This is a genomic window from Enterococcus sp. DIV1316a (genome assembly GCF_050536915.1).
GTDB lineage: Bacteria > Bacillota > Bacilli > Lactobacillales > Enterococcaceae > Enterococcus > Enterococcus faecalis.
In genome coordinates this window covers 1,094,041-1,116,613 of record NZ_CP172913.1, presented here as the reverse complement: position 1 = coordinate 1,116,613, position 22,573 = coordinate 1,094,041, and the positions used below count along the sequence as shown (strand labels likewise).

At 36.9% G+C, this 22,573-nt stretch carries 18 protein-coding genes and 3 tRNA genes; 4 read left to right on the top strand and 17 right to left on the bottom strand.

Annotated elements, in window-relative coordinates; genetic code table 11:
- Nucleotides 1-8: 8 nt before the first annotated feature.
- The 5 genes from IGL56_RS05465 to IGL56_RS05445 all read right to left on the bottom strand — a co-directional run bounded on the left by IGL56_RS05465 (nucleotide 9) and on the right by IGL56_RS05445 (nucleotide 9,871).
- Entirely contained in the window at nucleotides 9-506 is a 498-nt protein-coding gene (locus IGL56_RS05465) for a hypothetical protein (RefSeq protein ID WP_002357796.1), read from the bottom strand.
- 2 nt (nucleotides 507-508) lie between these two features.
- Complete coding sequence (esaA, locus tag IGL56_RS05460; RefSeq protein WP_430599853.1) at nucleotides 509-3,889, bottom strand: type VII secretion protein EsaA; 3,381 nt, start codon at nucleotides 3,887-3,889, stop codon at nucleotides 509-511.
- Nucleotides 3,890-4,011: 122 nt separating this feature from the next.
- Nucleotides 4,012-4,305: a WXG100 family type VII secretion target gene (locus IGL56_RS05455; RefSeq protein WP_002357798.1), complete on the bottom strand. Its 294-nt coding sequence runs from the start codon at nucleotides 4,303-4,305 to the stop codon at nucleotides 4,012-4,014.
- A gap of 404 nt (nucleotides 4,306-4,709) precedes the next feature.
- Nucleotides 4,710-5,417, bottom strand: coding sequence for a GntR family transcriptional regulator (locus IGL56_RS05450; protein ID WP_010815969.1), 708 nt, complete (start codon nucleotides 5,415-5,417; stop codon nucleotides 4,710-4,712).
- 206 nt (nucleotides 5,418-5,623) lie between these two features.
- Complete coding sequence (locus tag IGL56_RS05445) at nucleotides 5,624-9,871, bottom strand: 2-hydroxyacyl-CoA dehydratase (protein WP_002385954.1); 4,248 nt, start codon at nucleotides 9,869-9,871, stop codon at nucleotides 5,624-5,626.
- A gap of 175 nt (nucleotides 9,872-10,046) precedes the next feature.
- Here IGL56_RS05445 and IGL56_RS05440 point away from each other — a divergent pair, with 175 nt between their 5' ends.
- Nucleotides 10,047-10,658, top strand: a complete 612-nt coding sequence (locus tag IGL56_RS05440) for a TetR/AcrR family transcriptional regulator (RefSeq protein WP_002357803.1) — start codon at nucleotides 10,047-10,049, stop codon at nucleotides 10,656-10,658.
- A 55-nt stretch (nucleotides 10,659-10,713) separates the two neighbouring features.
- On the opposite strand, the gene IGL56_RS05435 is transcribed toward IGL56_RS05440, so the two are convergent.
- From IGL56_RS05435 to IGL56_RS05400, 8 genes are all read right to left on the bottom strand, one after another.
- Nucleotides 10,714-10,893, bottom strand: coding sequence for a hypothetical protein (locus tag IGL56_RS05435; protein ID WP_002357804.1), 180 nt, complete (start codon nucleotides 10,891-10,893; stop codon nucleotides 10,714-10,716).
- Nucleotides 10,894-11,047: 154 nt separating this feature from the next.
- Nucleotides 11,048-11,119 (bottom strand) — tRNA-Gln (locus IGL56_RS05430).
- A gap of 9 nt (nucleotides 11,120-11,128) precedes the next feature.
- Nucleotides 11,129-11,209: transfer RNA gene (locus tag IGL56_RS05425), tRNA-Tyr, on the bottom strand.
- 96 nt (nucleotides 11,210-11,305) lie between these two features.
- Nucleotides 11,306-11,539 (bottom strand): DUF2969 domain-containing protein, encoded by a 234-nt coding sequence (locus tag IGL56_RS05420; protein WP_002357806.1) that lies wholly within the window; start codon nucleotides 11,537-11,539, stop codon nucleotides 11,306-11,308.
- Between the two features lie 146 nt (nucleotides 11,540-11,685).
- Nucleotides 11,686-13,155 carry a flotillin family protein gene (locus IGL56_RS05415; RefSeq protein ID WP_002357808.1) on the bottom strand — a complete coding sequence of 490 codons (1,470 nt, stop codon included), beginning with the start codon at nucleotides 13,153-13,155 and terminating at the stop codon, nucleotides 11,686-11,688.
- A gap of 16 nt (nucleotides 13,156-13,171) precedes the next feature.
- The gene (locus tag IGL56_RS05410; protein WP_002357809.1) at nucleotides 13,172-13,705 is read right to left on the bottom strand and encodes a hypothetical protein; all 534 of its coding nucleotides are present in this window, start codon (nucleotides 13,703-13,705) and stop codon (nucleotides 13,172-13,174) included.
- A gap of 183 nt (nucleotides 13,706-13,888) precedes the next feature.
- On the bottom strand, nucleotides 13,889-16,525 hold the full coding sequence (locus tag IGL56_RS05405; RefSeq protein ID WP_010773960.1) for an FtsX-like permease family protein: 2,637 nt from the start codon (nucleotides 16,523-16,525) through the stop codon (nucleotides 13,889-13,891).
- A 9-nt stretch (nucleotides 16,526-16,534) separates the two neighbouring features.
- On the bottom strand, nucleotides 16,535-17,236 hold the full coding sequence (locus IGL56_RS05400) for an ABC transporter ATP-binding protein (protein WP_002363831.1): 702 nt from the start codon (nucleotides 17,234-17,236) through the stop codon (nucleotides 16,535-16,537).
- Between the two features lie 160 nt (nucleotides 17,237-17,396).
- Here IGL56_RS05400 and IGL56_RS05395 point away from each other — a divergent pair, with 160 nt between their 5' ends.
- The gene (locus tag IGL56_RS05395; protein ID WP_002357812.1) at nucleotides 17,397-18,056 is read left to right on the top strand and encodes a DNA/RNA non-specific endonuclease; all 660 of its coding nucleotides are present in this window, start codon (nucleotides 17,397-17,399) and stop codon (nucleotides 18,054-18,056) included.
- Nucleotides 18,057-18,069: 13 nt separating this feature from the next.
- On the top strand, nucleotides 18,070-18,456 hold the full coding sequence (locus IGL56_RS05390; protein WP_002357813.1) for a hypothetical protein: 387 nt from the start codon (nucleotides 18,070-18,072) through the stop codon (nucleotides 18,454-18,456).
- A 42-nt stretch (nucleotides 18,457-18,498) separates the two neighbouring features.
- On the opposite strand, the gene nagA is transcribed toward IGL56_RS05390, so the two are convergent.
- Both nagA and IGL56_RS05380 read right to left on the bottom strand, forming a co-directional pair.
- The gene (gene nagA / locus IGL56_RS05385) at nucleotides 18,499-19,647 is read right to left on the bottom strand and encodes an N-acetylglucosamine-6-phosphate deacetylase (RefSeq protein ID WP_002357814.1); all 1,149 of its coding nucleotides are present in this window, start codon (nucleotides 19,645-19,647) and stop codon (nucleotides 18,499-18,501) included.
- A gap of 100 nt (nucleotides 19,648-19,747) precedes the next feature.
- Complete coding sequence (locus IGL56_RS05380) at nucleotides 19,748-20,575, bottom strand: helix-turn-helix domain-containing protein (RefSeq protein ID WP_002381942.1); 828 nt, start codon at nucleotides 20,573-20,575, stop codon at nucleotides 19,748-19,750.
- Between the two features lie 177 nt (nucleotides 20,576-20,752).
- Between IGL56_RS05380 and IGL56_RS05375 the strand changes: the two genes are divergently transcribed.
- Nucleotides 20,753-20,929, top strand: coding sequence for a hypothetical protein (locus tag IGL56_RS05375; protein ID WP_002357816.1), 177 nt, complete (start codon nucleotides 20,753-20,755; stop codon nucleotides 20,927-20,929).
- 65 nt (nucleotides 20,930-20,994) lie between these two features.
- Here IGL56_RS05375 and IGL56_RS05370 read toward each other — a convergent pair whose 3' ends face one another.
- Together IGL56_RS05370 and IGL56_RS05365 are read right to left on the bottom strand one after the other, a co-directional pair.
- Nucleotides 20,995-22,212 carry a pyridoxal phosphate-dependent aminotransferase gene (locus IGL56_RS05370; protein WP_002357817.1) on the bottom strand — a complete coding sequence of 406 codons (1,218 nt, stop codon included), beginning with the start codon at nucleotides 22,210-22,212 and terminating at the stop codon, nucleotides 20,995-20,997.
- Between the two features lie 246 nt (nucleotides 22,213-22,458).
- Nucleotides 22,459-22,542 (bottom strand) — tRNA-Leu (locus tag IGL56_RS05365).
- Nucleotides 22,543-22,573 lie beyond the last annotated feature (31 nt).

Here is a 22,573-nt window from a genome sequence, read left to right as displayed (position 1 = left end):
TTCACTCCTTAATTTCCGCTTTGCGCACGATGATATGAAAAACGGTTTCCTAGAAAAACACCAACGAATAAAATAACTATACTTCCTAAAAAAATACCACTGTACAACCAAAAGTTTATGGATATTTCTCGTTGAACCTCAAGAGATTCAACGCTTTCAGGAGAAGTGACCGTTGCCGTCTCTTTGAACAGAAAAGGCCTTACCTTTTTATCAACTGCTAATGTTTTTGCATTCTGTTCTGTCCTAAATACATCATTTTTTGCTTCGTTGACAACCCTCGCTTTACTTTGATTGACTTCTTTTTCTCTCTCTGCTTTTATCGGCAAAAACAAATCTGGAATAATGAAATTCACTTCTACGTTTTTTTTCTGCTGATTATCTTGGTAGATCACTTGATTATTTATTTTTAAAGCGCCTACTTCTTCTGCTTTTGTTTTTGTTGATGACAATGACAAATAGAGCATATTAACACTTAAAACAATCACTATTTTTATTAATTTTCTCATGGCTATTCCTCCGGTCGTACAAATAAATTAAGGACAACACCTAAAACAAGTAAAACGATTAAAATAAGGTAACTAACCCAACTAATTTGTACGCCATTTACTAAAGCAGTAAAGCCATTTTGGATATTTTGAAGCGGCGATAAACGATAGAGCCAATTGCTTAATGAGCCTACCTTTGTTGCAATGCCTAATAAAGGTGTCAACATGAAAAATAACCCCAGCATAGCTCCATAAACATATAAAGTAAGTTTTTTAAATTGGCGTAAACAAGCACAAACCAAAAGTGCACCGCTAGCAAATACTAAGAAACTATAGCTAAACCAAGCGAATCGATTTATTTGAGATACATTGAACACCAGTAGAAGTGAAAAGACACTCCCAAACAAAATAACCGTAATCAAGAGTAATAACAGATTTGGTATATTTTGCCAAACTCTGGTTGGTTCAACCAACGCATCCGCTACAGTAACTGTTCTTTTCTTCATAAAGCCTTGGAAAGTTAGCGCAATAACGAATGTTAAAATACTAACAATCAAGGTAGCGTAATAGGGAATTAAAGAGACTTGTCGGGTTTCGCCAAAGATCCCTTCTCCTTGAATTGGGCTCGCAAGGAAACTAAATACCCGTGGATTATCAGCACCGCCGTCTCTTGTATTAGCCAATACTTTTTCAAATGTTTTGGCATACTCTTCATTTTCTTTGGTTGTTTTCTTTGACTCATCAATTGAATCATTTAAGTTTGCTAAGATATTTTGCGCATGATCTTGAACTTTGGTTGTTGAGGCTTTCAATTCTTTGATAGTCGGGGCAACATCTTTGACTTTGGCTGCTGAATCAGCTGTTGTTAGACTAGTTTCTTTCGTTGTTTGCATTAACGTTTGCATCATTTTAACTAAATTTTCTGTTTCTGCATCTAAAGTGCTGGTTTGATTTTCTTCTGGATGTGGATTTCTTTCATCAATTACAGAAGTAGCTCCCACTTTTCCAGCTTCTTGCCAAGTAGCATATGTCGCATTTACTTGTTTTGTTGCTTCATCAAACCATGTATTTAATTTCTCCGCTTCTCGTAATAATTTTTCAGGGACCGTCATTAAATTTAATGTTCCGTAAAGTGTTGTAGGTCGTCCGTCTGTATTTTGATCTGTCTCAGTACCAATTAATTGTTTTAATTGATTAATTTGTTCATCTGTTTCTCGATATAATTGATTTCCTGTTTTTTTATATTCGTCTAATAATTTATCTGTAATCATCATGGTTTGCTCGTTTTCAGTGATATTGTCGTACATCCAGTAAATGGATGTCTCACCTGCTAACTCTTCAATTGTTTTATCCTGATTTTCAGGAGCGGTTAACATTGCTGCATACTCTTGAATAGATAGACTTTGATTAGGCGTACCATATAAAGTCACAATTTGTTGTGATACAGTATCTAAAAGTTGAAATTGCTTCATGATTTCAGGAATATCGGTTACTAATGGTTGGTCCATTGCAATATACACAGCGAACGAACGTGCATTTTGAAGCTCATTATTTACCCACCAAGAATAATCAATCTGATTAAATGCTGTTTTTTGTTGTTCTGGTGTCAGTTGCCAAGACATTGGTAAGTCAATCGTTAAGTAAAGTTTTTCTGGAAGTGAGAGCAAATCATTTACTGGCTCAGTTACTTTTTCAGATTCATCTTCGGATTCTTCTGCCAACTCTTCTTGCGTATTTTCTTCGTCCACTTCATCATTCTCAGGAATCTCAGCTTGTATTTTGACTGGTTTGGTAATTGTTAGCTGTGTTGGGGTAATTGCTGAAATATCAATGCTGTAACCTGTACCTGCTAACTGCTGATTCAAAGATGTTTTAATTGTTTGAACTTTTGAATCATCTAAAAGAAATGACAATTCGCCATTTTGTGTATTGGTTTGTCGTAATGAAATAACCGACTCTTGATTTGTCGCTAGTGAAAAAGTTACTTTTTCTTGTGGAATCGCTATAGTATCTTCATGAAGTTGTTTAGGTTCCAAATACATAAAGCGGCTTGAATTGGTGAAATCAAGTTCATGTTGTTCTGCATATCGCTGAATAATTTGTAACTCATCACGGAAAAGATTGCCTTGTTCAACTGAAATCCTATTATTCATTTCTAATTCACTAACGAGTCTTTCTAAACTTACAAAAGAAATTTCACTTAGTGATTCTTCCAATCTTTCCTGATAATTTTTATCTAAGTTAGGTATATTTTCTTTTTCGTTCGTAATTAACTGAATAATCGCTTGCTTAATTTGAGTGTCTGTTGCTATCTCAGGTGTTGCTTCAAGATCATTATAATATGTAGCCGCAATTTGCTTTTTTAACGCAGTTAATTGTTCTACTTGCATATGTAGTTCTGCGATTTCTTTTTGTAGTTCGCCAATGCGATTGCTTTGTGTTTCTTGAAATAATTTAGATTCTGATAAAAAGTCAGCATAAATCCCTGAGCTTCCTTGTTCACTTGGTGTGTAGAAGGAGCTAAACTGATTGATTACCATTCCATTTAGTTGATCGAATTGTTGTTTGTATACTGTCGTGTCACTTTCCCATTGATTAGTCAATTCTTGTTTTTGTCTCTCAAACTGTTCATTAAATTGTGCAATTGATTTTTTTATTTTTTCATTTGCTTCTTTCGAATACTCGTCCACTGATTTTTTCGTATCTTCCGTTGTCTTACTAGTTGATTCTAAGCTCCGATTGTTGCTTTCTAATAAGGTTTGTACTGATTTTACAAACGCTTCTTGCTCGTTTGTAAATAATTTATTGTCCTCATCTAAAATACTAGCCGTACTTAATACTGTCGTATAATTCATGGGAATTTCTTTAAATGGTTGCTGAATTGTTTCTTCTAATTGATTTTGATACAGCAACTGCGTATCAGTAATTTGGTTAACGTTTTGTTGTGCGATAACTAAATTTCCAACAATACTGGAAAAATACATCTGAATTACGCGTTGGTTAAAATCTTTCAAAATAGTATTTACTTTGTCTTGAATTGCTTGATTGGTCAATTCATTTTGTCCGTCTCGCACTTGGTATTCAACAGAAGCCTGCTCTGGACTAACAGCTTGTAGTGACAATAATTTCTCCGAAAAATCTTGCGGAATAATAATTTGAGCATCGAATTGTCCATTTTCAACCCCAGATGTTGCGATATTCCGAGTCGTTGTTTCCCATCGATTAGCTGTATCTTTGTTAATTAATGTGACAAAATCAGAACCTAATGCATAACGTTTTCCTTCAAAACTTGCGCCTTTATCTTCATTAACTAATGCGTACTGCATCTTTGTTGTCTGATCTTTGCTACTTCGAGTCACGTTCTCATCTTTAAACCCTAAATGAATGAAAAAAAGTAATAACAAGAAAGTTGCTCCAATTGCTAAGGCAAAAGGGATACCTTTTTTATTTTCCCTTCCATTATCTTCTCTCCTTTAGAAAAAGCGCTAGTGCAATTCATTGCGCTAGCGCTTCAATCTTTGATCAATTAAAAGCCAAATGATCCTGCATCTTGACGGTCACGTTCTGCGACAGTGTCTGCATATTTGTTTAATTGTTGATTAATACTAATCAATAATTCTTCCATCTGTTTGACATTACCTTCCAATTGATTGTACTGTTCCAGATACGCTTGAAATGCTTGCCCTTTCCATTGTTGTGAAATTTGTTGGTTCATTGAATTCACTTTACGAATTGCATCTTGAATTTGAGACGATGCTTGCGAATATACTTTCGCTTGTGATTTCAGTTGTTCTGGTGTTACAGCAATTGATCCTGCCATAAGTAATCCCTCCACATTTTTTATAGTTTTATTACCTGTTACAAATATTATAACTATATATAAAAAATATAGTCAACAACTATTTAAAAATATACGTATTCGCATAAAAATAATTATAACAATAAAATAAACAAATAAAAACTCTTAAAAACAACATTACAAAACCATCCAAATCAATATTTATCAAAATAAAAACAAAAAATAACTGATAAATAAAAATTATTTAAAAAATATTTAAAAAATAAATAAATTCCATTAAATCGTTATTTTTTAACGTCAGATAAATTAATAATTAAATATACATTTTATTAAAAAACAATTTATTTCTTTAGCAAAAAAAAATTAAAAGATAGGAAAACTTATCACATTGATAAGTTTTCCTATCTTTTATTCATTCTTTTTCTCTACTTCTCTAAATAAAACTCAAATCGACTTCCTGCATACTGCGTACGAACATATTCAAAAGGTAGTCCGTTTTCAAAATAGGATACTTGGCGCACACGCAGAATCGCATCGCCTCGTTTAATCTCTAAATATTCTGCGATCTGTTCCGATGCTTGAACAGCAGAGATTGTTTGGTTAGAATGGCCAATTTTGTGACCAGATTTGGCTTCAAGTGTTTTATAAAAGGAGTTCGTGATTTCAGATTTGCCATATTGCGAGACCAATGAATAAGGAATGCTCGCCACCTCAAAACAAATCGGAATGTCATCCGCAAAACGAATTCTTTCCATTCGTAAAATTGAATCTTCTGGACCTAGTTGTAATTTTTCCATCTCACTAGAACTAGGTTTCGCTACAAAATAAGACACCGTCCGACTAGAAGGAACGCGATTTTGAGACAAGGTAATTTCTGTAAAACTAGTGGTACCTGTCATTGTTTCTTGAACTTTCTTACGTGCTACATATGTTCCTGAACCAATTTTTCGTTCTAAAATCCCTTCGTCTGCTAAAGTCTGAACGGCTTGGCGTAAGGTCATTCGACTAACATCAAATTTCAAGGCTAATTCTCGCTCAGAGGGCAAACGATCCCCGATACTCCAGACACCTTTTTCAATATCTTCTTTGATTTTATCGTGAATTTGAATATAAATTGGTATATTTTGAACCATTTACGCTTCCTCCTCTTCGTTCATCTCCTCTTCTATTATAACTGGTATAGACCGTGTAAACAACCAAAAAATGATAAATAAAAGAGGAATTGGAATTTTTATCAAAGTTGGTCTAGTTGCATGCTTTCTTTTTATAACAAAAACATTTGGCTTAGTCAGTAAAAAGTGACCAAGTCAAATGTTTTTAAACGAATTTCTATTAGTTATTATCTTTTTACATTTTCTTCTTTCAACAACTTGTTCGCTGTGGCCATCATCAAACGGATTCGGTTCAACTGATTGACCAAAGATACCCCTGGATCATAATCCACCGCCGCAATGTTTGCTTGCGGATATTGACGTCGTAGCTCTTTCACGACCCCTTTTCCAACAATATGGTTTGGTAAACACCCAAACGGCTGCATACAAACGATGTTATTCACCTCGTGTTTTAAGAGCTCAATCATTTCAGCTGTTAAAAACCAACCTTCACCTGTATGATTACCAATTGATAAAATTTTACTTGCATCTGCTGCCATATCATAAATGGAATGAATACCATCAAAACGGACCGATTTTCTCAATGCCTTATCCATTGGTTTTTCTACCAATTCAATGATTTTTATCGCAAATTCTGCTAAACGTTTGCTTTGTTTTGACATGCCCATATTTTCGTATTTCCAAATTTGATTGTACAAAGAATAGTTCATAAAGCCAACAATATCTGGCACAACTGCTTCAGCACCTTCTTCTTCTAGCAAACGCACAATATCATTATTCGCTGTCGGCGAATATTTCACTAAAATTTCCCCGACCACACCGACTTTTGGTTTTTTTATCTCTTGTAAAGGAATTTCATCAAACGTCCGAATAATTTTTTTCATGAAGTGATTAAATTGTGTCAGCGAACCATTCCGGACATTGGCTTCCACTCTTTTTAGCCAATCTTGGTGCAGTTGATCCACCATTCCTTTTTCTGTTTCATAAGGTCTTGTTCGATAAACTACTCGTTCGAATAAGTCACCATATAAAAAGGCAACCACTAAGCGTTTGATCATTGGCAACGTAAATTTAAATCCTGGATTGGATTCGACCCCTTTATTGCCCATCGAAACTGAAACTACAGGAACTTGAGAAAAACCAGCATCATTTAAGGCTTTTCGTAATAAGGGAATGTAATTCGTTGCGCGACAACCGCCCCCTGTTTGCGTCATTAAGACACTGACATTATCCAAATCATATTGACCACTTTCCAAAGCTTCGACTAGTTGTCCGATAGAAATAATTGCTGGGTAACACGCATCATTATTGACATATTTTAACCCGACATTCACGGCTTCTTTATCCTGCGCAGGCAAACAGACAACATGATAGCCAGAAGCTTGTAATGCTACATCGACTAATCCAGATTGATGAATCGGGCTAAGCATTGGTAACAGTAAGGTATGTGTTTTTTTCATTTGTTTTGTAAACACAATTTTCTCTGGCTCTTCCATTTGCATATGCGGAACAAACTGTTGCTTCTCCCGCTCATTGACAGCCGCTTTCAAGGAGCGCAACCGAATACGAATTGCGCCCAAATTCGCACCTTCATCGATTTTGAGGACTGTATAAATTTTGCCAGACCGATCCATGATTTCTTCTACTTGATCGGTTGTCACAGCATCTAAGCCGCAACCAAAGGAATTCAGTTGGACAAGTTCTAAATTTTTCGTCTTAGCCACTACTTTAGCCGCCGCATATAAGCGAGAATGATAGACCCATTGATTCACCACACGTAAATTCTGCACGTCTCCAAGATGCGAGATACTGTCTTCTGTCAAGACATGGAATCCTTCCTGTGTAATGACTTCGGCAATGCCGTGATTAATCTCTGGATCCAAGTGATACGGTCGCCCCGATAAGACAATCCCTCTCTGGCCTTTTTCAGTTAACATGGCTAACGTTTCTTCGCCTTTTTCTTGAATTTCTTTTTTAAAAGCTGCTAATTCTTGATAACCATGATGCAGCGCTGTTTGAATTTCTTCTAAGGAAATCCCTAAATCAGCAAAATTTTCAGCTAAAACTTTGGCAACTGCAGCTTCATTCGCTAAATTAAGATAGGGATTTCGATAATCCACTTGGCCCTCTCTGATGGCATCCACATTATTTCGAATAACATCTGGGTAGCTTTGCACAATTGGACAATTAAAATGATTATCTGCTTCCACTGTTTCTTGCTGTTCAAAAACAACACCAGGATAAAAGATAATTGGCACTTGCGCATCAATTAATGCTTGAATATGTCCATGCGCCATTTTCGCTGGGTAACAAACCGTATCACTGGGAATCGTTTCAAGGCCTTGTTCATAGATTTGCTTATTAGAACGTGGCGATAATTCGACCCGAAAGCCTAGGTCAGTAAAAAATGTATGCCACAAAGGATAATTTTCATACATGTTTAGGACTCTAGGGATACCCAAGCGCCCACGAAACGCTTTATTTTCCCGCAAAGGTCGGTACTTAAATAACTTGCGGTACTTATAATCAACCAAATTTACTTTGCGTTCTTCTCGTTTAATTTTAATTCGTGCACCACGTTCACAGCGATTTCCCGTAATAAATTGGCGCCCATCTGAAAACACTGTGACCGTTAATTGACAATTGTTTTCACACAAGCCGCAATGAGTAAATTCCTTTTCAGAGGTAAATGCCGCTAACTCTTCTAAAGAAAGAAGCGTGGTTTCTTCCCCAATTTCATAAGCGTCCAAAGCAATCAGCGCTGCTCCATAGGCCCCCATCAAACCAGCAATAGAAGGACGAACCACTTCACGACCGCTAATTTTTTCAAAAGCTCTCAAGACAGCTTCATTGTAAAATGTTCCTCCCTGGCAGACAATCTTTTCTCCCAACTCTTCAGGTCGGCGAACCTTAATGACTTTATAAATGGCATTTTTGATGACTGAATAAGATAGTCCAGCAGAAATATCGCCGACGGAGGCCCCTTCTTTTTGAACCTGTTTCACTTTTGAGTTCATAAAAACAGTACACCGAGAACCTAAATCAACAGGCGCTTGCGATTCTAAAGCCGCCAAAGCAAAATCCTTCACATTATATTTTAAAGATTGCGCAAAGGTTTCGATAAAGGAACCGCACCCAGAAGAACAAGCTTCATTTAATTGTATCGAGGAAAGCACGCCATTTTTAATGGTCATCGCTTTCATATCTTGTCCTCCGATATCCAAAATAAAATCCACACCTGGCTGAAAATGGTTGGCTGCTTTGTAATGGGCCATCGTTTCAACTTCACCAATATCGACTTTTAACGCATTTTTTATTAGCTGTTCTCCATATCCTGTAACAGCCGCTTTTCCGATAAAAACTTCTTCAGGCAGTTGTTGATAAAGTGATTTCAGTACTGTCATGGTGGTTTCTAAAGGTTGCCCTTGGTTATTACCATAAAAAGAAAACAACAAATGACCATCTTCATCAATCAATGTGACTTTTGTCGTTGTGGAGCCTGCATCAATCCCTAAAAAGGTCACGCCAGTATGTTGAGATAAAGGTTTCTCCGTTGCTTGGGCTTGCGCATGTCTTTCTCGAAAATCTGCCAAATCTTCTGCGCTGTTAAATAACGGTGGTAACGTGTCGCTCGGCTGTAAATCAGTAGCCTGGCTGTTCACTAAGCGCTGAATTAATTCTTCCAATGTACATTCGGCTGCATCTTCTGAATAAAGTGCTGCACCCATTGCTACAAACAGTTGCGGTTGTTCTGGAAAAATAACATCTTCTGTCTGAATTGCTAAGGTTTCAACAAACCGTTTTCTCAATTCTGACATGAAAAATAAAGGTCCCCCTAAAAATGCTACTTTACCTTTAATTTTTCGACCAGCAGCTAACCCCGCGATTGTTTGATTAACTACCGCTTGAAAAATACTCGCCGCGATATCTTCTTTCGCTGCTCCTTCATTGATTAAAGGTTGAACATCCGTTTTGGCAAAAACCCCACAGCGGGAAGCAATCGGATAAATAGTTTGATAATTCTTCGCCAATTCATTCACTCCATTGGCATCCGTTTTAAGTAAAACAGCCATTTGATCGATGAAGGCGCCTGTCCCACCTGCACAACTACCATTCATTCGTTGCTCTAAAGCACCATCAAAAAAAGTGATTTTTGCATCTTCTCCGCCAAGTTCAATAGCAACATCCGTTTCTGGTATTATTGTTTCAACAGTTCGTGTACACGCGATAACCTCTTGAACAAAGGGAATCCCTAATACCTCAGCCAGCCCCATACCACCAGAGCCAGTTATGCTCATTGTCACAGGTTGGTCTGCACCGATCCTTGCTAGCCCTTCTTTTAAAATGCGTTCCGTTGCTGCTTTGACATCTGAAAAATGGCGTTCATATTTTGTAAAAATAGGCTGATTTTGCTTATTTAAAAATACTAATTTTACTGTCGTTGACCCAACATCAATCCCTGCTCTCATAACCATCAATTAAAATACCCCTTCATTTTTCAACAGTTTGTTGATTATTATACAAACTGTTTGTTATAATAGATATACCTATTTTAGAAAGGTTCTAAATGATTTGCAACAAGCAATTTACCCTATTTTGTGAGATAAACAACAAAGTTTCCGCGAATGTTGACTATCTCGAAAGGAATTTATGATGGCAAAGAAAACAGACCTTAGAGTACAACGAACCAGAAAAATGATTATTGAAGCTTTTTTTAAACTTGTAGAAACGAAAGGCTACGAAGCGGTGACGATTCAGGATATTGCTGATGAAGCTATGATTAATCGTGCGACTTTTTATGCTCATTTTAAAGACAAACAGCATTTATATGATGCAATCTTTACCTTTACGCTTAGTGCTTTTACCGCTATTCTTGATTCGCAACAACTGGTTAATGGCAACCGTGTCCGCGTGAAGCACATTGAAGAACTTCTGACGCAACTCTATATTAATATTCAAGAGAACAAATCTTTCTTCTTAACTATCATGGACAATAATTTCAACGAACACTTTCGAAAACGCTTAGCTGAAATTATCGAAGAAAAATATGCGACGATTTTTTCGCAGTTGCGTATTACCGAAAATGATATTGATGTACCGATAGATTTTGTTATTGAATACATGACCTCTATCTTCATCGGTACCCTTCATTGGTGGATTACTAGCGAGACGGATATGACACCCAACCACTTAGCCCAATTAGTTATCAAATTAGTTGGTAATGGGCATTTAACTGTCTTAGGCATCGAATTAGAAAAATAAAAACACCGGAGTAGACAATAATGTTGTCTGCACCGGTGTTTCTGTTAAAGACGAGTTAGTTTTTTGAACGCCATTTGATATTGTGGGCTGTATTTCTTGAAGAAGTGACTTTAACACCACTTTTGATGTTGCCTTTTTTACGAGGAATTAAGTCAACTTTGACATCATACTTACCATCGCGTGCTAAATCGTAAACATTTTCAACCATTTCTGTAATTTTTTCTTTAAAGTTCATTCTTATCAACTCCAGACTATTCTTTCTTAATACTTTAGCATATTCTTATATAAATGAAAACTTTTCTAGCCTGTACATGAGGAAAATCTTACCTCATTTTTGTTATATAATTATACAAAAAAAGAACATCTCTCTACCAGAAATGTTCTGAAAACTGGGGTAGCTGGATTCGAACCAACGCATGACGGAGTCAAAGTCCGTTGCCTTACCGCTTGGCTATACCCCAAAAAGAAAATGGAGGAAAGTGGATTCGAACCACTGAACCCTAAGGAACGGATTTACAGTCCGTCGCGTTTAGCCACTTCGCTATTCCTCCAAAAAGTCATTGTCGCTGTAACGACCTGACTTAGTTATAATACAATCTTTTCCAGAAAAAAGCAACCCTTTTTTTAAAAAAATTGTTATTTATTTTTTATTCACTTAAATTCCATTGACGAATAATTGTTTCAAAGGCTTCGTCCAGATTTTTTGCTGTACCTTCTTGCTTGCCATCAATTTCAATGATGAATTTTTTATCATTTTGCGGAATGACACGACCGATTTCTTTTTTACCAATAAATAATTTGTTCATTAAAACGTTCGCTCCATTGTATTGGGCTTTTTCTTCTTCAACACGTACTTCAATATCTTTATTCTTTTTTGACATCTCTATCCCTCCAAGAACTCTATGTTATCAGAATCTTTGAAACAAAACAAGCACTCGCTATTTATCTGTCAGCTTGTTCGTTTATCGTTTCAATGCAGCATTAAGGAGTAACGAAATGCGATTCGCTACTCCTTAAAGGCTGATTTCTATTCTTTTTCTGAACCTTCTGTTGCATGATAGTTCACGCTATTTGAGGTACCTTTTTTAGAAAAGTTTTCAATTAGCTCTTTCACGTCAAGGCCCGTTGTTTCTTTTAGTGTTTCTTGTGTACCAGCCAACAAGTTTGTTGCATAATTGGTAATACGGTTGGCGCCAGAATTTTCGCCACCTGCGCCTGTATCTACCACTGAAATCTTGTCGATGTTGCCCAGTGGTTGTGCTGCTTCTTTCATTAATTGTGGCAACATTTCCATCACCATACTTAACACAGCTGCTTCACCATATTCTTTGAAGGCATCAGCAATCTTTTGTTTGGCTTCGGCTTCCGCTGCACCACGAGCTAAAATAGCTTCGGCTTGCGCTTGACCTGTTAAACGCGTTTTGTTGGCTTCCGCTTCGGCTAATGCTTCAACTTTGAAGCGTTCTGCTTCGGCTTCTGCCACTTCGCGTGCTTTTTGAGCAAGAGCTTCTTGTTCGCGTGCGTAACGATCTGCATCGGCTTTTTTCTTCACTTCTGAGTCGTATTGTTTTTCACGACGCGTAATTTCTTTTTCTTCTAACTCAATTTGTTTTTGACGTTCAACGACTTTGACTTCCATTTCTTGTTCCACCACGTGTTGTTGTGCACGCGCGCTTTCCAAGTTATAGGCTTGGTCTGCTTTGGCTTTGGCAATATCTTGTTCTTGTTTGTATAACGCTAATTTCAATTCTTTTTCTTTTGAAGCTTCTGCAATTTCTGTTTGACGTTGCAATTCCGCTTGTTGTGATTCTTTTTCTGCTTCCGCTTTTTTGATGCGAGTTTCTTTCAAAGCTTCTGCTTCAGCAATATCTGCATCACGTTTAACTTGAGCGATTCTTGGTTTCCCTAATGAATCCAAGTATCCATTTTTATCACGAACTTCTTTAATTGTGAACGACACAATAACTAAGCCCATTTTAGCTAAGTCAACACTGGCAACTTCTTGTACACTTTGGCTAAATTTATCACGGTTTTGGTAAATTTCTTCCACTGTCATTGAACCTAAAATCGAACGTAAATGTCCTTCTAATACTTCACGTGCTTCATTTTCTAATTCTTCCGTTGTTTTTCCTAAAAATTGTTCCGCTGCTGTCGCAATTTCTTCAACTGACGAACCAATTTTAATGATTGAGGTCCCATCACACATCACAGGAACCCCTTGTTCTGTGTACACTTCTGGTGTGGAAACATCTAATTTACTTGAAAGCAAACTAATTCGATTTGAACGTTGGAACACTGGTAAGACAAACGCACCACCGCCACGAACGATTTTAATTTTGTTGCCACCTTCGTCTACATGAACATTTTTAGAGCCTAGATAGCTCCCGCTGATAATTAACGCTTCATCAGGTTTGGCTGTCTGATATTTAGAAACAAACACAATTAATAACATTAATAATACTAAAACTGCAATAATAATCGGTAACAAAATCCCCATTTTCTTCTCTCCTACTCTATATTTTTAGACTGCCTTCGTAAGGAATGACATAACAAACCCGTTCTTTCAATTCAATAATCAATACCTCACTACCTCTTGGCGCAGCCACTTCTTGTGGCACATAAAATGCTGCTGGTCGACTTAACGAACCTGTGACACTCTTCAATTGAATCTCGCCCATTCCCCGGACAGGAATTGGGGTAATCACAGTAGCAACACGACCCTCCATGTCTTTTTCCGAAATAGAAATTGTGGCCTCCGAATTTTTCAAAGGGACCAACACATAAAAATTTAGGAAGAAAACAATAATGGTTGAAAGAATACCACTGACAATTAAAATAAGCCAACTATTCACCGCTGTTAATTCTTCCCCAAGGTACCCAAACAGCGAGGTAAAAGCAATCCATGGAATAATCAGCATTGGGTCCACCGGTCCATCAAAATTAAAAACATCCCCAAAAATAATTAGTAAAAAAGCGAGGACCGCGCTCCCCACTAATGCATAAAAATAAACCGTTTCCAATGGTAGACCTTCTAACACTTTTCCCACACTCCTTTCTGTGCTATAACCTAGTAATAGTGTACCAATTTTTAAATAAAAAGAGTAGTAATTTCCAAATAAATCTCAAAAGATACATCTTAAGACCTATTTTTTCTTAATAAAAGAAGCAACAATAAACGAGCAGCCCTAGAATTATCGAACTTCTACGGACTCCTCGTTTTTTAAAATGTGCTATTCATTTGATTTTAACGCTTCAATCATATTGATTTTCTTCAATTTCCGATGCATAATGACCATCACAAACAACGTGAAACACATGGTGATGACTGCGGAATACAGATAACTTGGCCAATGAATAATTGGCGAAAACATAATTAAATCAACTTCAACGGTTGCTAAAATATACTGATGCAAAATTTTCCCAAAGAAGCAGCCAACAATAATACCAATGAACGTTAAAATAATGTTTTCACGGTAAACATAGGTGGTGACTTCACGATCGTAAAACCCTAAAACCTTAATCGTGGAAAGTTCTCGAATCCGTTCAGAAACATTAATGTTGGTTAAATTATATAACACAATTAACGCTAAAGAACCAGAAACAGCAATTAGTACCCAAATGACAATATCAAGGCTTTTCAGCATATCATCAAACGAACCTTTCATCGCAGTTAAAAACGTAATGTTCAACACTTTCGGCTGTTTTGTCAACGCCTCTCCGATTGAGGTTTCTTGTTTTGAGGATAACTTTTTGTCAAAAAGTAGGAATTCTGTATTATACTCCGGCTTCTGTTTCGTCATCGTCTGGTAGAGTTTCGGCGTCATATAGACAAAATGACCCGTGTAGTTCTCTGCAATCGCGGCAATTTTCACGTGATAGGTTTGATTATCACTATTTTCTAAATTTAATTGATCTCCGACTTTATAGCCAAATAATTTAGCTAATTTTTCATTAATGATTACACCGTCATCGTTGAGGGAATATTTTTCTCCAGTGACTCGATCATTAAATAACTGAAAATCAGCCATTTTCGAAGGATTTTGTGGCACATAAAGAGTAATATTTTGAGTTGGTGCGCCTTTGCCCTTCGTTTTAAAGATTTCTGAATATAACGGAATTGTTTTATTCAAACCATCCAGTTTGCGCAACGTTTCTTGATACTCTTTTGTCTCTTCAGATGTTGTTTGCTCTTTAAAAGTCACGACTGCTTGGTAATGCCAGATTTTATTAAATTGAATTGTAGCGACATCCACAATTGAATCGCGTAAACCAAAACCAACAATTAACAGCCCCATACAACCAGCTATTCCGATAACGGTCATCAGCATCCGTCGTTTATAGCGGAACAGATTTCTAGCGGTCACTTTTTGAATAAAGCTCATGCGTTGCCATAAAGGGCGGATTCGTTCTAATAAAATCCGTTGGCCTGCTTTCGGCGCTTTGGGTCTTAGCAAGGTAGCTGGGGTACTTAATAAATCGATTCTTAATGTCACTAAGGCCGCTCCCACAGTACAAGCTAAGGCTACAATGATGCCCCATAAACTGTAATTTAAGTACCACGGTGTAACTAAATCAGGAATATTGTACATTTGACCGTAGGCATCAAAAATTATTTTAGGGAATAGATAATAGCCAACTGCCAATCCTAATAATGCACCTGTTAGGCTGGCAACAGTTGCATAGGTAATAAAAATCGAAGCAATTTCACGATTACGATAACCTAAAGCTTTCAAACTACCAATTTCCATTCTTTTTTCTTCCACCATACGTGTCATGGTAGTTAAGCTGACTAATGCCGCAATTAGGAAAAAGAACAACGGGAACAGCGTGGCTAAAGAAGAAATCCGATCAGCGTTATCTTGATATTCAGAAAATCCTGGATTGTCTTCCCTAGTAAAATAATAATACGTTGGGGCTTTCAAATTGGCTAGCTCTGTTTCTTTTTCAGCCAACAGTTGTTCTTGTTTAGCCAATTCGTCTTTTTGCTTTTCAAGCATCTCAGCTGGAATTCCTGGTTGTTGCTCCAACTGCGCAAGCGCTTGTTTTCCCGTTTCCAGCGCTTGCCGACCTTGGTTAATGTCCGGCTGAGCCGAATCACGCAGAGCCGCAATCTGTTCTTCTGGCCGATTTTTCAGTGCCTCTTTTACCTGATTTAAGGCCTGCTCTCTTTTCTTTTCATAATCAGAGAAATACGTATTTTGATGTTTTAATGAACGAAATGAGATTAGCAATTCTGGATATCGTTGACTGTCAAAGGCTTTTTCCGAAACCACGCCAAAAAAGTTTAACGTTCCAGAACCGACCGTTGTGGTTCCCCTGGATGTATTATCAATATATTCTGCTGAATTGATAAATCCAACAACAGTAAAATGAGTTTGCGTCAGTCCTTTTTCTTTAATCGCTACATCGTTTAAAGTGATTTTATCACCCATTTTATAGTCATATCTAGTTTTCGCTAATGTATCTAATGCAATTTCATTTGTTTGTTTAGGTAACCGACCGTCAACTACTTGATAGTTAACCGATCCTGCTTGATTTTTTCGATAGCCAAACAATTTTACTGCATTATTTTGCGGCCCAATCGTGGCATCTATTGTATACCGCGGCACAACTGTTTCGACATCTTTTAAAGACTGTAGTGTTGTTAAATCTTTCTTTTCCAGTCCCATTGTAGAAATTATTCGCGCATCTGGAAGCTGCTCTTTCTGGTAATAATTATTCGCGGTTTTAATCATATCTGGTCCAGTAGCTTTCAAACCAACAAAGACCATTACACCAAGGAAAATAATCCCCATAATCGATAAAAATCGTGTAGTAGATTGTCTAATTTCACGTAAGCTTGTTTTAATTAGCGCTGTTTTCTTCATTTTAGGCACCTACCATTCAATTTCAGCAACCAATTTAGGCTGATCATTCACAGTCATTTCGCGAACTTTCGCATCATTAATTCGAATTACCCGATCGGCCATTTCTGCAATGGCTGAATTGTGGGTAATAATTAAGACGGTCGTTCCAGTTTCACGAGCAGTGTTTTGCAAAATGGTTAAAATTTGTTTCCCTGTTTCATAATCCAGCGCTCCTGTCGGTTCATCACATAAAAGTAACTTGGGCTTTTTAGCAATCGCACGGGCGATGGTTACTCGTTGTTGTTCACCACCAGAAAGTTGCGCTGGAAAATTATCTAAACGTTCCCCTAAACCCACCGATTGTAAAACATTGGTCGAATCCAACGCATCCGCAACGATTTGCGAAGCCAATTCGACATTTTCTTTTGCCGTTAAATTTGGGACTAAATTGTAAAATTGGAAAACAAACCCGACATCATTGCGTCGATAAGTGGTTAATTGTTTCTCTGAAAACTGAGCGATATCTGTACCATCAATAATAATTTCCCCTTCATCACAGCTGTCCATTCCACCAAGAATATTTAAAACAGTTGATTTTCCAGCACCGCTGGGGCCTAAAATAACCGCTACTTCTCCTTTTTCCACTTCAAAAGAAATGCCGTCATTCGCAGTAATAGTTGTCTCTCCCATTTGGTAACGCTTGTATTCATTTTTGACTTCAATATAGGCCATCCACTATCCCTTCCCTTCTACATTAAAATAGTAACATATCTGAGAAAACAAGTCTTTCAAAGAAAAGCCTTTTTTGATTTTTTAGCAAATTTACGTATAATAGAAAAGATGGTCCACTTAAATTTGGACTATTGCAAGTATAAAATTAGAGGAGCACGTTATGGCAAACAGAAAGAAGAAACCACCATTTAATTCAACCATCATGCTGATTGGCGCATTAATCATTTTAATTTTAGGCGCGGTTGGCGTTAAAGTTCCTGATGCTTTACAAGATTTATTTAATGTTCAACCACAAACAACCACCCCCTCAAGCACACCAGCACCTAAAGGAGATAATCCCGGACCCATTGAAAATGGTAAAGCCACATTTTCAGCAGAGGAATTAAAGGATAACTCAAACGGCTGGATTACTTATCATTCTCTAGATCGTCTAAAACGAGCGACAGGCGCTGATGCGCTATTAAAACCCGCAATGGTCAATACAGGAACTTCCGCTAATAAAGATATTCGACCAGCTGGTTTCATTTCAGGAAAAGCTAATCATTCGCGTGGCCACCTAATCGGCCGTCAAATGGGAGGCAGTGGTGATGATCCACGTAACTTAACCACCTTGTATCAGAATCCTGTCAACACTCCTTATATGACGAAATATGAAAATCAGATTCGGGCAGCTCTTGATCGCGGCGAAACCGTTCGCTATCGCGTGACACCTGTATATAACGGAAACGATTTGTTGGCTGAAAAAATCATCTTAGAAGCCAAAAGCCTTAAAACAAATTCACCCATTGATTTTTCAGTAACTATTTTAAACAAACAATAAGGAGGAACTTTCATTGGATTTTGAACAGCTAAAAGAAACATTACCCGATGCAAAACCACAAACATTTTTGCAAGCAATCCTCTCTCAACCTCAAGAAGAGGATGCTGAATTAACTTTCAGTGAAGAAATTGATGAACAGTTTGTCGAAAATTGTAAATTTTTAGCCTCTCCGGAAACCATTTCTGAAACAGATGTGGAACATTGGCGCGAACAAGAATTTTTAGTTGTCGCCCAAAGTTTAGATGGCGATTATCTAGCAGGCACCCTAGAGCAAACCTTTGTGATTCCTAGCTCCCTTTACAAAGAGGATATTGAGCAATTTGACAAGCAATTAATCGATTTTTTTATTGCCTATGAAAACAAAGAAATCACTTCTGCGATTTTACCAAAGGAATTATAAAAAAAGCTTGCGGATAAATTTCCGCAAGCTTTTTCTTGTGTCTTATGCTCGATAACGTTCTACGCCATCTAAATAAGTGGCTGCTAATTCCATGGTTGGTTCTAATACGATAAAGTCAGCATCGCGACCATTTGCAATCATGCCACATTGATCATCAATTTTACAGCTGATCGCAGGAACTAATGAAGCCATCATAATTGCTTGTGCAGGTGTTGCAATACCCCAATCAACTACATTTTTAATTGCTTCTTTTAGTTTTAAAATACTTCCTGCTAAGTTCCCAGTATCCAAACGAGCCGTTCCTTCTGCTACCACAACAGGAAATTCACCTAAATTGTAGTTGCCATCTGGCATACCACCAGCCATCATGCAGTCTGTAATTAACGCAACGTGATCATGGCCCGCTTTTTCCATCAATACTTCAGCCGCTTGCGGATGTACATGGTGTCCATCACAAATTAATTCAGAGAAAACGTGTTGTAACGTTAACAATGCACCAACCATCCCTGGTTCACGGTGATTTAAGCCACGCATCCCATTATATGCATGAACAAAAACGCTAGCGCCTGCTTCAACTGCCACATCAGCTTCTTCTAAGGTCGCATTACTATGGCCTAAAGCAACAACGACACCTTCATCTGTAACGGTTTCAACAAATTCTTTCACACCATTACGTTCTGGTGCCAACGCAATTTTCTTAATAATTCCGCCTGAAGCTTCTTGCCATTCGTGGAATGTATCAAGGTCTGGATCTCCAAAATAACTTGGATTTTGTGCGCCTTTATGTTCTTCAGTAAAGAAAGGTCCTTCAAAGTAAATCCCTTGAATTTTTGCACCAGGTACTTCTTGGTAGACTTGACCAATCGTACGTGCAACGTCTGTTAAACGTTCTTTGCTTGACGTTAACGTTGTTGGTAAAAATGAAGTTACACCACAAGATAATAAGCCTTCAGACATCACTTTAATGCCTTCTGCATCGTTATCCATTACGTCATGATTCATGTAACCATGAATATGAGTATCCACTAAACCTGGGGCAATCCATTTGCCTTCCTCACGAATAATTTTTACGTCCCCTTGCGGTTCATCTTTTGTATAATTACCAAAGATACCATCCGTGATTTCTAAATAACCAGGTCCTTTAACATCGCTTTTTAAAAAGAACTTGTCTGCAAAGATAAATGTTTTCATCTTCATCCTTCTTTCTTTATTTTACTTACTTCAAAAGTACTCTTAATCAGTACAAAAGTCAAGAAATGGTGTAGACCTTTTAAGCAATTCTGAGGATTTTTTAAAGATTGCCACTTTCCACATTTTTCATTTGTTGTGCTAAGTTCAGATAACGTTCTGCTTCTTCATGTTTATTCTTTCTCATTAAAACTAAATATTTTAGATTTAATAATTCACTTAAATAATAATAACTATTTTTTTTGCGGGCCCAAGTAATTCCTTGATCCACATAAATTTCGGCATCTTTTTCTGTATAATTTTTGAATAAGAAATCAGCATAATTAAAAAATATTTTCGTTAACTCTGCATTACTGCGTTCATTTGGCAATTGATTAAAATAATGAATACTCAAACTTAAAAATCGTTCTGCTTCTACTCGATTGCCCATGTAACCATAAGTGGCACCTAGACAACTAATTAATTGAATCTCTAAATCAGAAACATTTAACTTATCGGCTTTATAGGTGAAAGATAACCCTTTACGCAAGCTAGCAATAGCTTTTTCATAATCATTTAGAACAAACAATTCACAACTACCTAAATAATAATAATATTTTTGCCAGTCCGTATCTAAATACAATTGTTCTTCAATACGATTTTCCTTTAAATAATTTAATAATAATTGATATTTTTTATGGCGAAAATATTCAGCCATTTTTTCAAATGAATACGTAACAACGTGCACATCACCAGATTTATAACGCATAATCTGGTCAACAGTCACACCTAAACGATCACAAAGTTGTTGCATTACGAGGACGTTTGGCAACTCTTCATTGTTTTCAATGCGACTTAAAACGCTTTGCGAACAGATGTCTTCTGATAACATTTTCTGTGTCAATTTTCTATTTTTTCTAATTTCTTTAATAACTGCACCTAAAGAATTCATCACAATAGCTCCTATTTATATCGGCCATTTTCCTTGCAAAATGGGGATTTTGTCAAAATATGCGAATTCGCATTATGCTTTTATTGTACTTTATTGCATAATATACTGCAAGAACATTATCTAAGGTTTTCTTAGAAAATAAATAGGTTCATTTTTATTAAAAAGGAGTGTTATTGTATGGCCGAAGAGAAAAAGGTTCACTTCATTTGGGAAAAAACAAATTATTCAGGCTTTGTGGAGAAGGAGTATGAAAATTCTTATCTCATCGTAGTAGCAAATCCTAGTCCTGATATGGAAGAAAAATATACCAACCGAATGATTATTAGTAAAAAAGCATGTGAAACCGCAGAATAGTATTGTTGATAAAACAAGAACTACCAAAAAATAGCTTCGTTAGAGGCTATTTTTTGGTAGTTCTTTTATTTTTGTTTGTAGGTACTTAAAAATTCACGCATTTTATCTGCTGTAGTTTTTAAGTCTTCCATCTTCGGTAAATAAACAATACGGAAGTGATCTGGTTGTTGCCAGTTGAACCCACCACCATGGACTAATAAAATATGATGTTTGTGTAAGAAATCTAAAACAAATTTTTCATCATCATAAATGTCAAATTTGGCCGTATCAATTTTCGGGAAAATATAGAAAGCTGCTTTAGGCTTCACGGCTGATAAACCAGGAATATCATTTATCGCATTGTAAATAAATTCTCGTTGTTCGTAAATTCTGCCACCTGGTAAAAGTAAATCATCAACACTTTGATAGCCGCCTAATGCGGTTTGAATGATTTGTTGTGACAACACATTCGAACATAACCGCATGGAAGCAAGCATATTTAGCCCTTCGATATACCCTTTTACTCGTGATTTATCTCCACTTAACACCATCCAACCGCATCGGAAGCCTGCCACTCGATGTGATTTTGACAAACCATTCAATGTTACGACAAATAAATCAGGAGCTAATGTAGCAATCGGTACATGAACCAAACCGTCCATGACCAAACGATCATAAATTTCATCAGAGTAAATAATTAAATCATTTTGACGTGCCACTTCGACAATTTCTAGTAATAACTCTTTCGGATATAAAGCACCAGTCGGATTATTGGGATTGATAATAACGATTGCTTTTGTATTCGAAGTTATTTTTGATTTTATATCATCAATGTCTGGATACCATTCTGCTTGCTCATCACAAATATAATGAACGGGTGTACCGCCCGCCAAAGAAACAGAAGCAGTCCATAAAGGATAGTCTGGCATTGGCACAAGTACTTCATCGCCGTTATTTAACAAGCCTTGCATACACATGGTAATTAGTTCACTCACGCCATTACCAGTGTAAATATCATTAATCGTTACATTAGGAAATTTTTTTAATTGGCAATATTGTTCAATCGCTTTTCTTGCAGAAAAAATACCTTTTGAATCGGAATAACCTTCTGAATCGCGAACATTCACAATCATGTCGCGCACAATTTCATTTGGGGCATCAAAACCAAATGGCGCTGGATTCCCTGTATTTAATTTCAAAATACGTATGCCCTCTTCTTGCATGCGTTCTGCTTCTTCTAAAACAGGACCACGGACATCGTAACTTACGTTATTTAATTTATCGGATTTTTTAAAATTTCTCACACGGACTCCCTCGCTTCACAAATTTATACTCTAAAGTTACGCCAACTATAATGAAAAAGCAATAATAAATATCAGAATTTAATAAAAAATTGATGGTTTTTCCGTATTAAACAAGAGCGTGGGACAAAAATCACTTTGGATTTTTGCTCCACGCTCAAAAACTGATAAACGGCGGGAACAAAAGCAACTCCTTCTTATTTCTCGGAGTTAAACACTTCTGTCCCGACCTCTTGTTATACTAGTTGATGCAGATGATGGGACTCGAACCCACACGGACATCTGTCCACATGACCCTCAATCATGCTTGTCTGCCAATTCCAACACATCTGCATTTTAAGAGCACTTATTTATCCTAAAATAA

Coding starts and splice junctions, on each gene's coding strand:
- IGL56_RS05395 (WP_002357812.1), top strand. CDS start 17,397: ATGGCAAACAGAAAGAAGAAACCACCATTTAATTCAACCATCATGCTG.
- IGL56_RS05450 (WP_010815969.1), bottom strand. CDS start 5,417: ATGGTTCAAAATATACCAATTTATATTCAAATTCACGATAAAATCAAA.
- IGL56_RS05440 (WP_002357803.1), top strand. CDS start 10,047: ATGATGGCAAAGAAAACAGACCTTAGAGTACAACGAACCAGAAAAATG.
- nagA (WP_002357814.1), bottom strand. CDS start 19,647: ATGAAAACATTTATCTTTGCAGACAAGTTCTTTTTAAAAAGCGATGTT.
- IGL56_RS05400 (WP_002363831.1), bottom strand. CDS start 17,236: ATGGCCTATATTGAAGTCAAAAATGAATACAAGCGTTACCAAATGGGA.
- IGL56_RS05375 (WP_002357816.1), top strand. CDS start 20,753: ATGGCCGAAGAGAAAAAGGTTCACTTCATTTGGGAAAAAACAAATTAT.
- IGL56_RS05455 (WP_002357798.1), bottom strand. CDS start 4,305: ATGGCAGGATCAATTGCTGTAACACCAGAACAACTGAAATCACAAGCG.
- IGL56_RS05445 (WP_002385954.1), bottom strand. CDS start 9,871: ATGGTTATGAGAGCAGGGATTGATGTTGGGTCAACGACAGTAAAATTA.
- IGL56_RS05435 (WP_002357804.1), bottom strand. CDS start 10,893: ATGAACTTTAAAGAAAAAATTACAGAAATGGTTGAAAATGTTTACGAT.
- IGL56_RS05380 (WP_002381942.1), bottom strand. CDS start 20,575: ATGAATTCTTTAGGTGCAGTTATTAAAGAAATTAGAAAAAATAGAAAA.
- IGL56_RS05465 (WP_002357796.1), bottom strand. CDS start 506: ATGAGAAAATTAATAAAAATAGTGATTGTTTTAAGTGTTAATATGCTC.
- IGL56_RS05420 (WP_002357806.1), bottom strand. CDS start 11,539: ATGTCAAAAAAGAATAAAGATATTGAAGTACGTGTTGAAGAAGAAAAA.
- IGL56_RS05405 (WP_010773960.1), bottom strand. CDS start 16,525: ATGAAGAAAACAGCGCTAATTAAAACAAGCTTACGTGAAATTAGACAA.
- IGL56_RS05415 (WP_002357808.1), bottom strand. CDS start 13,155: ATGGGGATTTTGTTACCGATTATTATTGCAGTTTTAGTATTATTAATG.